General features: G+C 52.0%; 10 protein-coding genes and 1 pseudogene. 1 reads left to right on the plus strand and 10 read right to left on the minus strand.

The genetic code is table 11. The features are described 5' to 3' along the window. Positions 1–151: 151 nt before the first annotated feature. Positions 152–466 (minus strand): thioredoxin, encoded by a 315-nt coding sequence (gene trxA, locus AOQ57_RS05610; RefSeq protein WP_093626028.1) that lies wholly within the window; start codon positions 464–466, stop codon positions 152–154. A gap of 147 nt (positions 467–613) precedes the next feature. On the opposite strand from trxA, the gene AOQ57_RS05615 reads away from it, so the two are divergent. Next, positions 614–1540: an AEC family transporter gene (locus tag AOQ57_RS05615; protein WP_093626030.1), complete on the plus strand. Its 927-nt coding sequence runs from the start codon at positions 614–616 to the stop codon at positions 1538–1540. Here AOQ57_RS05615 and AOQ57_RS05620 read toward each other — a convergent pair. The 9 genes and pseudogenes from AOQ57_RS05620 to AOQ57_RS05655 all read right to left on the minus strand — a co-directional run bounded on the left by AOQ57_RS05620 (position 1490) and on the right by AOQ57_RS05655 (position 10650). After that, positions 1490–1747, minus strand: coding sequence for a hypothetical protein (locus AOQ57_RS05620; protein WP_093626032.1), 258 nt, complete (start codon positions 1745–1747; stop codon positions 1490–1492). The two genes, AOQ57_RS05615 and AOQ57_RS05620, sit on opposite strands and share 51 nt — an antisense overlap. 82 nt (positions 1748–1829) lie before the next feature. Further along, complete coding sequence (locus AOQ57_RS05625) at positions 1830–3179, minus strand: aspartate aminotransferase family protein (protein WP_093626034.1); 1350 nt, start codon at positions 3177–3179, stop codon at positions 1830–1832. After that, positions 3160–4614 (minus strand): APC family permease, encoded by a 1455-nt coding sequence (locus AOQ57_RS05630; RefSeq protein WP_093626036.1) that lies wholly within the window; start codon positions 4612–4614, stop codon positions 3160–3162. Before AOQ57_RS05630 ends, AOQ57_RS05625 begins: the two co-directional genes overlap by 20 nt. 265 nt (positions 4615–4879) lie before the next feature. Beyond that, positions 4880–5416, minus strand: a complete 537-nt coding sequence (locus AOQ57_RS05635; RefSeq protein ID WP_093626038.1) for a flavodoxin family protein — start codon at positions 5414–5416, stop codon at positions 4880–4882. A 90-nt stretch (positions 5417–5506) separates the two neighbouring features. Then, positions 5507–5932 carry an acyl-CoA thioesterase gene (locus tag AOQ57_RS08310; protein ID WP_268871490.1) on the minus strand — a complete coding sequence of 142 codons (426 nt, stop codon included), beginning with the start codon at positions 5930–5932 and terminating at the stop codon, positions 5507–5509. Between the two features lie 39 nt (positions 5933–5971). After that, positions 5972–6331: pseudogene (locus AOQ57_RS08315) on the minus strand ((deoxy)nucleoside triphosphate pyrophosphohydrolase); the annotation flags it as partial. 176 nt (positions 6332–6507) lie between these two features. After that, a complete protein-coding gene (argH, locus tag AOQ57_RS05645; RefSeq protein WP_093626042.1) occupies positions 6508–7899 on the minus strand; it encodes an argininosuccinate lyase in 1392 nt (463 codons plus the stop codon). Further along, a complete protein-coding gene (locus AOQ57_RS05650) occupies positions 7899–9146 on the minus strand; it encodes an argininosuccinate synthase (RefSeq protein ID WP_093626044.1) in 1248 nt (415 codons plus the stop codon). Before AOQ57_RS05650 ends, argH begins: the two co-directional genes overlap by 1 nt. Positions 9147–9315: 169 nt before the next feature. Further along, positions 9316–10650 (minus strand): glycosyltransferase-like membrane protein, encoded by a 1335-nt coding sequence (locus AOQ57_RS05655; protein WP_093626046.1) that lies wholly within the window; start codon positions 10648–10650, stop codon positions 9316–9318. Positions 10651–10663: the final 13 nt, after the last annotated feature.

The raw sequence follows: 10663 nt of genomic DNA on the forward strand, positions 1-10663 counted from the left end.
GCAAAAAGAAAGGGAAAAGGCCAAAAAAAGAAGCACCGTAGGTGCTTAAGTGGGGGCTTTCCTCCCATCACTAAAGTGACGGGTATCCAGCCCATAATATATCAATGAAAGTAAAGAACGGGACCGCTAATTGCGATCCCGTTCAAATAGTTTACAGATACTTCTTTAGGGTATCTTCGATCTGGTCCTTGGTGTGCAGACCAATCAGCTTATCAACGACCTGACCGTCCTTTTTAACCAGCAGAGTTGGAATACTCATCACACCAAAGGCGGCAGCTGTAGCTTGGTTAGCGTCAACGTCAAGTTTATTAACCGTAACTTGGCCGTCCATTTCTTCAGCAACGGTTTCAACAATCGGGGATTGCATCCGGCACGGGCCACACCAGCTTGCCCAGAAGTCGGTCAAAACGACCCCGGTGTTGGTGTCTTGTTCAAAGGTTGCGTCAGTGGTATCAGTTACTGCCATGTTAAAGGCCTCCTTGATTTGTTCTTGTGCTTAGTTTACCAGAGTTATTCAAACGTTACCAAGAATAATGCTTACTATTTGTTAGTTTATTTTTAAAGTAACGCGCCCTTATAATGGAGCTATTAATGCTACGAAAGGTTTGATTACATGTCCCTCGCCCAATTAGCTAGCCAAATCACCGTTATCTTCTTATTGATGCTGCTTGGGGCGCTGGCCCAGCGGCTCGGCTACCTGTCTTCAACCACCATCAATGACTTAACCAACCTGGCTCTCTACTTCCTGAGTCCCCTAGTGATCATCAAGGCCTTCTTGGCCCCCTTCTCACTGGGGCGCCTCCGGCTCTTCTTTCTGACCTTGCTGGGGGTGGCCCTCACCTACCTGGTAACAATTGCGGTTGCCAAGTTAGCCTTTATCAGAGTTAAGGACCACAACCTGCGTCGGATCGCTAAGTACGGATCGGTATACTCCAACAACGGCTTTATGGGGCTCCCGCTGGCCCAGGCCCTCTTTGGTAACCTGGGTGTCTTTTACGGGGTTGTCTCAATGGTCGGCTTCAACGCCTTCACCTGGACCCACGGGGTTGCGATGTTTAAGCACCAAGCCACCACCCCGCTATCCCGGCTCAAGGAGGTCTTGAAAAATCCTAATTTGATCGCTATTGGACTGGGGCTGATCATTTTTATTAGCCAGCTAAAGGTCCCCAGCGTTGTGACTAGTTTTTTAGGTTACGCTAGCAATGCCTTCACGCCCCTGTCAATGATCATCATTGGCTCTAACCTGGCCCAGATTAAAAAAGATGACCTCAACTTACCACCAGTTCTTTGGGCCACCATTTTCTTGCGCAACCTGGCCTTTCCAACGATTGCGATCGTAATCTTAAAGTTGCTGGGAATCGGCGGGGTCCCGTTGATGACGACCGTCATCCTGGCCGCCTGCCCAGTTGCGGGCCTAGTAGTCCTCTTTACTCTCCAGGCCAAGGGTGATGCCCGCCCGGCCACGGTTGTAATGAGTGTGTCGACCTTGTTAAGCCTGATCACCATCCCGCTGGTCTTCTCCTTGCTCCGCCTCTTTTGACGACGCAATCGCTTCTGTTGTACCCTCCTTTTGAACACCCCTTCCGGCTAGCTTTAGGCGCTCGAGTTCAACCGTGAGCTCCATAATCCGACGTTCTTCTTTAACCCGCTTGGTCTTTTCCCTGGTGACTCGCTCGACCACCTTCGTTACTAGTTCGTAGACCATAAAGGTAACAATAAAGACAACGCCAAAAACGTATTCGTTCATCTTGCTTCCCCCTTTTGCTCCATTATACACACAAAGCCCCGCCACGGTCGGTTTAACCTGTGGTGGGGCTTTTAGTTTAGTTTTACCACCCGAGTTCCTCGGCATTCTTCGGGAGGGCTAGCTTACCGGCGGCTAATTCTGAAAAGGCCTGATCGATAATGGCAAAGGCCTTTGCTAGCTGTGCTTCTGTGATTACCAACGGTGGCTGGAAACGAAGAATATTACCACGCAGACTGATGATGATGGCCCCCAGTTCAAAGATCCGGTACATCAGTTTAGTAGTGGCCTCGATATCACCTTTACCGGTCGCCGGGTTGACGATGCTAATTCCACCGTTAAGTCCGTACATCCGGGTGTCGCCAATGAAGTCATATTTGGCCTGCTCCTGTTCAAAGAAGTCCTTGGCCTTCTGTCCTAATTTGGCAGAACGCTCAACCAGGTGTTCTTCCTCAATCACGTCCAGGGTGGCATTAGCCGCCGCGGCCGTGACCGGGTTGCCGGCAGTCGTATAAGTGTTGGCCGCGGGGCCGAGGGACTCCATGATCTCCTTGCGACCAACCACGGCACTCAACGGCATCCCTGAGGCTAGTGATTTTCCGACCGACATCAGGTCCGGTTCGATCCCCGGGAAGTTTTGAATTGACCACCACTTTCCGGTTCGGCCCAGGCCCTGGTTAACCTCATCGATGGCAAAGAGGATCCCGTTTTGCTTGGCAAAGCGATAAACCTTCTCCATGTATGCCGGTGGGGTTTTGATGATTCCCCCGTCCCCCTGGATTGGTTCAATCAGGATCGCCGCTACTTCTTCAGCGGGGAGGTAAGTCTCAAAGGGTTGCATAAAGGCAGCAAAGAGGCGGTCAACAAACTCCTCTTCGCTCTCCTTTTCCAACTTGTCCCACGGGCTTGGGAAGGGAACCTTAACCACGCCGGGCAGCAACGGTCCCATCTTACGGCTCATGTTTAAAGTCACCCCGGAGGCCGTCATCGATCCGTAGGTTGACCCATGGTAAGCTCCAGTAAAGGAAACAATATATTGGCGTCCGGTGTAGGCCCGGGCAAACTTGATGATTGCATCATTGGCATCAGAGCCGGAGTTTCCCCAGCCAACCTCCACCGGCCCGCTTATTGGGGCCAAAGCCGCCAGACGCGGTGCCAGGCGGGCGGCCTGACTATTGGCAAAGTAAGCTGGTGTGTATTGAATCAACTTAGCCGCCTGGTCTTGAATCGCCTTGACAACCCTCGGGTGGGCGTGGCCAGTGTTGGTCGAACTGGCACTGGCCAAGAGGTCAATGTATTCGTTGCCATCCACGTCGGTAATTAGGGCGCCTTGGCCTTTATCAATCACAATGTCATAATACTTGATTCGAGCCGCCGATGAATACGCTTGTTCTTCGGCAGCAAGGATCTGCTGGTTACTGTTTTTCTCCTCCATGATCAACGTCTCCCTTCTTGGCTAGAAATGAGTGACGAATTCCATAAGCGAAGTAAATGACTAATCCTAAAACAAACCATGCCCCGGCGTAGAGCTTTGCCTGAATATCTAAGCCCATAAACACGAAGAGGGCAGCTAAAAATCCTAACGCTGGCATCACTGGGTAAAACGGCATCTTAAAAGCCGGATCCGGAATATCCTTGCCTTCCCGTGGTCGCAAAGCATAAATCCCTAGTGATACGAACATAAAGGCAATTAGGGTCCCGGCGGAAATCAGCTGGGATAAGAAGGCAAACGGGAAGACAGCTCCGATCACGATGGCAATAATCGTCAAGGTCCAGAGGGCCCGGTTTGGCCGCTGGTTCTTATCCAGGCCTCCCAGCCACTTCGGTAGCATGCCATCACGACCGAAGGAGTAGATCAGCCGGGAGCCAGCCATACTCATCCCGATCAAGGCGGTGAACATCCCAATTACGGCGATCGTTTGAACGACCGTGGCAACCCCACCATGGCCGGCAGAACGCAATGCTAACCCAACTGGTTCGGCAGAGTTAGCGTACTTTTGGTACGGAACCATCCCGATCAAGACAAGACTAACGGCAACGAACAGGACAACGGCCGCCGCTAAGGAACCAAGGATCCCACGCGGCATCGTCTTTTGTGGTTCCACCGCTTCGGCGGAGTTAGCAGCGATCGAGTCAAACCCAATGTATGACAAGAAGATCATTGAAACCCCAGCGTAAATCCCTTGCCAGCCCCCAAACGCACCGTTAGCCGTTTCACGGTACTTTGGAATGAAGGGAACGAAATTAGAAGCCTTAACGGCAAAGAGCCCAACAACAATAAATAAAAGAATGGCGAAGACCTTCAGGATAACCAGGATGTTTTCCACCCGGGCCGCCTGCGAAGCTCCCATTGAAATTAAAACCGCTACGATGGCGATGACTAAGACGGAGATGATATCAACGACCCCGCCATCGGTCCCAAAGGCGTTGGACAAGGAGTTGGGCAACGTGATCCCTAATGGGGTTAGAAGTCCGCGTAAGTTGGCTGACAACCCAGAACCAACGAAGGCCAAGGCGATGAAGTATTCTGCCAACAGGGCCCAGCCGGCGATCCAGCCGAAGAATTCCCCGAAGACAACGTTAATCCAAGAATAGGCGGAACCGGCAAAGGGCATTGCTGCCGCCATTTCGGCATAGGCAAAAGCTACCAGACCGGCCACGATTGCTGCGACAATGAACGAGATTGCCACCGCTGGACCAGTGTGCATGGCAGCCACTTCCCCCGGAAGCGTAAAGATGGAGGTCGACACGATCGTCCCGATCCCCAAGGCTAAGAAGTCCCGCACCCGTAATGATCGGACCAGGTGGGCGTCCTTATTAGCGTATACTTGCGGATCTTCCTTCCGCGTGATGGTTTTCCAAAAACTCAAAGGTTATACCTCCCGTAACAATTAGATCTTAATTAAAATCATAAGAAAAGTTTAACTCATTTTATCAACCTGGCAACCCTTCGTCAATGTTTGTTAGTTGATTTATTAGAGTTCTCTTAGAACGGCGTATGGTTACTCCCCTCAAGCTAGCCATCCCTACCAAACAGTAGCAAAGAGGGTCCGCCTTTACCTATGATATTAACACTTTTAGATTTAATGTATACTAAAATACCCCCGACCAACCAATGTTGCGGGGGTTGCCGTATTATTTAAACTGTTGGCCCAGTATCGAGGCTTCCTTAACATGCTGTTGTAACTTCTCGTCGTTCCAGGCACCACTGGCTAAGACGCTCCCGGCCGGCTGCCAGCGCATATAGTCTAATAGCTGTTGGAAGTAGAGGTTTAGTGAGGCAAAGGCATCGTCATCGCCATACCCGGAGACCAAGGTAACGGCCTGCTTGCCGCCATGGAGCTCATGATTATATGCGTAGAAGCGGTCAATGATCGCCTTTAAGGCAGCGTTAACCCCGTAGTAGTACAAAGAAGTGACTAGGACTACCAGGTCGGCGTCGATCAACTTGGGCAAAACCTCATTTTCGACCACATCATCTGGGTGGAGAGCTACTTCCATTCCAGCGTGGTCATCCTCTAGTTGTAGGAGACTAAATTCGTTAACCCGACGGCCGGCGTCAAAGCGGTAAACCTCGTTACCATTTTGGACGACCGTTTCTTCAAAGGCGTCGGCCAGCTGTTCGGACGTTCCTGGGTGGTGTGGGCTCCCGGTTAAGATAACAATCTTCATGGTGCCTTCCCCCTTTTTAGTTATTGCCAACAGTATATAAGTGATCAGTCAAAATTAGAAATGCTCACTCTGAATAAGATTTGATTCAGTTTAGCTTTGACGGGCCTCACTGAGGGCTCGGTAAAAGTCGGGGAGGTCGCGGTCAAGGCGCAGGAGCTTGCCAGCCCGATTAGTGAAGCAATGCTCGGATGTCCCCTCGCACACTAGTTGGTCATTCAACTCCATTCGGTAGGCCAGGGTCAACCGGACCCGGTCCAGATCGGCCACCTTGGTTGTGATCACCACCTGGTCGCTGAAGGTTGTCGAACGCTTGTAGCGGCAGTTGACGGAGACGACTGGCGAAATGATCCCAGTCGCCTCAATTTTGGCGTAGTCCCAGCCGATGGCGGCTAAGAAATGGGTCCGGGCCTCCTCCATCCAGCGAACGTAGTTGGAGTGGTGGGTGATGCCCATACGATCAGTCTCATAATACTGAACGGTATGGGTATAAACCGTCCCAGCGGTCGGGAAGACCACCTTGGCTAAGTCGACGTCTTGAAGCTTTGCCAGCACTGGCATCGCAGCCGCTAGCCAGTTCCGAGCTGCTAATTGCTTAGGCGTCCCCCACACCAGGCTATCATGGGCGATTGCAGTCGTATCCCCCTTCAACTTGGCATAAAAGACCTGCATGTGGACCTCACCCCATTCATAAAGGTGAACCACGGTCGGCAGAACCCGCTCGCCGATCAAGGCCGGCGCCCCGAGTTCTTCTTCAAGCTCCCGCTTGAGGGCAGCTCGAGGGTCCTCACCAGGGTTGATCTTCCCCCCAGGAAGCTCCCAAAAACCTTCACCCAACCGGCCACTTTCCCGGCGGCCGGCTAGCATCTGATCGCCCTTAATTACCACCGCTGCAACCACGTTGATCCGCTCTGTCATTCCAATTCCTTCTTTCTATTTTGGCTGGTTATTTCCCGGGAAATAACCGCCGTTTTCCACCTACTTTCTTCTATAATAAGCTTAAATGGCATGGTGGTCATTCAAATGGTAGAAAAATTTGAAACCCCACTTACCACTTAATCAAACAGGTATTAATAATAAGGGCCCTTATTACACTAATCGTCATGCTGGGATAGCAGGTGCTTAGCAACTTCAATCTGGTGACGGACTTGGGTAAAGCCAGTGCCGCCCAGCGAATTACGCCGTTCAACGGCCACCTTGGACTGAAGGTCATGGTAGACATCCTCGCCAATTGCCGGGTCGATCTCTTGATACTTAGCTAGTGGGATCTCCTGCAGGGTCGTTCCGGTCTTAAGCCCCTCCAAGACCAATTGACCGACAATGGCATGGGCCTGGCGGAAGGGAACGCCCTTAGTAGCTAGGTAATCGGCTAGCTCGGTGGCATTGGAAAAGTCCCGTTCGGTAGCCTGGGCCATCTTCGCCTTGTTGACGCGAGCGGTTGCCAGCATCCCGGTCATCACCTTCAGGCTTGGCATGATTGTCTTAACGGCATCAAAGAGCCCTTCCTTATCTTCTTGGAGGTCCTTATTGTAGGCCAAGGGTAGCCCCTTAATGGTGGTCAAAAGCCCCAGCAAGTGGCCGTTTATCCGACCGGTTTTCCCCCGAACCAGTTCGGCCATATCCGGATTCTTCTTTTGGGGCATGATTGAGCTGCCCGTGGCATACTGATCGTCAAGCTCCAGGTAACCAAATTCATAGGAACACCACAGGATGATCTCCTCGCACAATCGCGACAGGTGGGTCATCAAGATAGCAGCATTAGCCAGGAACTCAAGTACAAAGTCCCGGTCCGACACTGCATCCAAGGAATTAGCGTAGGGGGCCTGAAAGTCCAGAAGCTGGGCGGTCAGCTTCCGGTCAATTGGAAAGGTCGTCCCGGCCAGGGCGGCCGCCCCCAGGGGCATCAGATCGGTGTGATGCTTGTTGAATTCAAAGCGCTCAACATCCCGCTGAAGCATCTGAAAATAGGCCATCAGGTAGTGGCCGTACGAAATCGGCTGGGCGTGCTGTAAATGAGTATAGCCAGGCATGATCGTCTCCACGTTTTCTTCCGCCTTTTCAACCAGCACCCTTTGTAAATCCCTGATCGCCCAGATTACGTGGGGAAGGCGGTGTTTGACGTAGAGGTGTAAATCAGTGGCAACTTGATCGTTACGGCTCCTGGCGGTGTGCAACTTACCGGCGACCGGGCCGATTTCTTTGGTCAAGAGAGCCTCTAAGTTCATGTGAATATCTTCGTTTTCAACCGTAAACGTGAGCTCCCCTGCTTCAAGTTGTTTCTGGAGTTTTCTTAGGCCGGCGATAATTTGATCGGCATCACTCGCCGACAGGATCTTAGTCTTTTTTAGCATTGTCACGTGAGCCAAGGACCCCTCTAAATCTTCCTCGGCCATCTGCTGATCAAAGGTGATTGAGGCCCCAAATTCCTCCACCCACTTAGCACCGGTTGCTTCAAAGCGGCCGCCCCACATTCTCTTCACGGCCATTAGTTTGCTCCCCCTTGTAGCTCCAGCTGCTCACCGGCACTGGTTGTCGCTTTATCCCGTTGGTGAACCTGAGCGTAGACCTGGGTTGGTAAGCCGTAAAGCTTGATAAAACCAGCCGCGGCCGCGGAATCAAAGGAATCGGCCACGGTGTAAGTAGCCAAGTTTTCATCATACAAGGAGTTCGGTGACTTCCGCCCCTCGCAAACGACGTTACCCTTAAAGAGCTTGACCCGTACCGTTCCGTTAACATCCTTTTGACTTTCCCTTAAGAAGGCCAAAAGCGCGGACATCAGTGGGGTGAACCACTGGGCGTTATAGACCATGTCGGCAATTTGCTTTTCGATCACCGGTTTAAAGTGTGCCAAGGACCGCTCTAAGGTAATGTCTTCAATGTCCTTGTGGGCGGCCAGAAGAACCGTGGCGGCTGGGCATTCGTAGATTTCACGTGACTTGATCCCAATTAGCCGGTTTTCAACATGGTCAATCCGGCCAATTCCGTGCTTACCGGCTAGCTTGTCCAGGGTCATGATCAGGTTGGCCAGGGTCATTGCTTCGCCGTTAAGTTTAGTTGGAACCCCCTGTTCAAAGGTCAGTTCGATCACGTCGGCCTCGTCTGGAGCGTCTTCTAAGGCTACCGTCCGGTCGTAGGCATCAGCCGGGGCACTAGCCCATGGGTCTTCTAAGATTCCACACTCATTAGCCCGCCCCCAGAGGTTCTCATCAATTGAGTAGGGACTTTGTTTATCAATCGGCACCGGAATGCCGTTTTCCTTAGCGTAGTCGATTTCCTCTTCCCGTGCCCAGTGAACCTCCCTGATTGGATCCTCGATCTTCATCATTGGTGCCAGGGCACGAATGCCAACCTCAAACCGAATTTGATCATTCCCCTTACCAGTGCAGCCATGGGCAATGGCGGTAGCGTTGTTTTGCTTGGCAACCTCAACCAGCTTCTTGACAATTAGTGGCCGCGAAAGCGCTGAAACAAGCGGGTATTTATTCTCATACATCGCGTGAGCCTGCAGAGCGGGAAGGCAGTACTCACTTGCAAATTCTTCCTTCGCGTCAATTACGATCGATTTAACGGCGCCGACCTTTAACCCTTTGGCCTTGATAGCTTCCAGATCTTTCCCCTCACCAACATCAATGCAGCAGGCAATCACGTCGTAACCCTTATTTTTCAACCAGGCAATCTCCACCGAGGTATCCAATCCCCCTGAGTATGCTAAAACAACTTTTTCCTTGGCCATGCGCTCGTCCTCTCTTTCACTTGATAATTAATTGTGACCAAGCATACGCCTTTTTTGCATGAAAATCAAAATAAAATGCAAAAAAATTTAAAAAACAAGCATAATAAGCACACTTTATGCAAGCAGCATTAATAATAAAAACGACCGCCCACGCCGGGACGGCCGTTTTTCATTCATCATTAAATTGGTAACGCAAGCTTTGATCGGTGCGGACCTGATGATCAACCACCAGCGGATGAGGGGCCAAGCGCCCGTTCTCCCAGGTGGTGCACCAAACAGGTTGGGAGTAAGCAGTTTTGTTTTCGACCACAATTCGGTAGATCCCAGCTGCTAGGCGTCCCCGGTACTCAACCAGGCTCCCCTGACCGGTTAAGGCGAGCCATTTCCCCTGGGGGGTAACTAACCAGATCCGGACGCGACTGACCCTGGGTCGCCAGACTCGAGCACGTGTCACAGCGTGGTTGAGGGTGACAGCCTGGCTTAGTCGGTGCTTAGGGGCCAGCTCAACCGGACGCTCGTGATACTGAATTGAAAGTGCGCTCTGTTGAGTGGCAACGCAAATTGAGTTAGGCACGGCGGTGTTAATTAACATTAGCAACGCCCCAACTGCTCCCACTAGCGGCCACCAGGCTAGGGACCTGGATGGACGAGCAGGCAGACTGGCCACCCCGATCAAAAACGGGATCAGCGCCAGACCATAGCGGTCCTCAACCTCCCACAAGAAAACCTCAAATGCTACCAGGCCGACCGCCCAGACGACCAGCAGCACGGCCCTTGGCTCCGTCAGGCGTGCCAAGATTATTTTCCTTAAGGCTAAGGCCAAGAGAAGCAACCAATCAAACTGAAGTAAGAATTTTTGGAACTGCCCTAAGATCCTAGCGTGGGCGAGATAGTGAGCAGGAGCCACCTGAACCCCAGCTCGGTACTCGATAGGGACGTGGCGTTCGTTCGTCAGATTGGTTAACTTCCTCCCCCACTGGGCCAAAATACCACCTGGTCCCAGCTCACGGAGCTGATTAACCAGGGCATGCGTCACGTATTCTTGCCGAGTTGTTACGTTGGGAAGGGTCTCCTCTTTTTCTACCACCCGGCTGTTGTACTGACCGCCGGTTTCCTTTAGATAGGACATGTAAATCCAAGAGGTGGCTGGCAGCCGGTAGCGGTCGTGGTTCTGATAGTGACCAAGGCTCAAGAGGGCACCCTTAACTGGGACGGTCAAGGCAACGGCCACTAAGACCGTAACTACCGGGCTGATTAGTTGCTTTTGCCAACCCCGGCCGACCAGCAGGAAGGTCAATAAAAGCGCCGGCACTAGGACAATCAAGCTGGGCTTAATCAGCTGACCTAACAGGCTAGCAAGGCCAAGTACCACCAGACTCCCCCAGTGTGGCTTCATCAAGTAAGCCTGCCAAGCGACGATAATCACCGCGATCGCTAGGAGATTAGGTAAGTCGCTGTAGGGTACCTGCAAAAAATTAGTGTAGGTAACCGGGTTAATCGTCAACTACGCACCGAAT

Source organism: Limosilactobacillus gorillae, from assembly GCF_001293735.1.
GTDB lineage: Bacteria > Bacillota > Bacilli > Lactobacillales > Lactobacillaceae > Limosilactobacillus > Limosilactobacillus gorillae.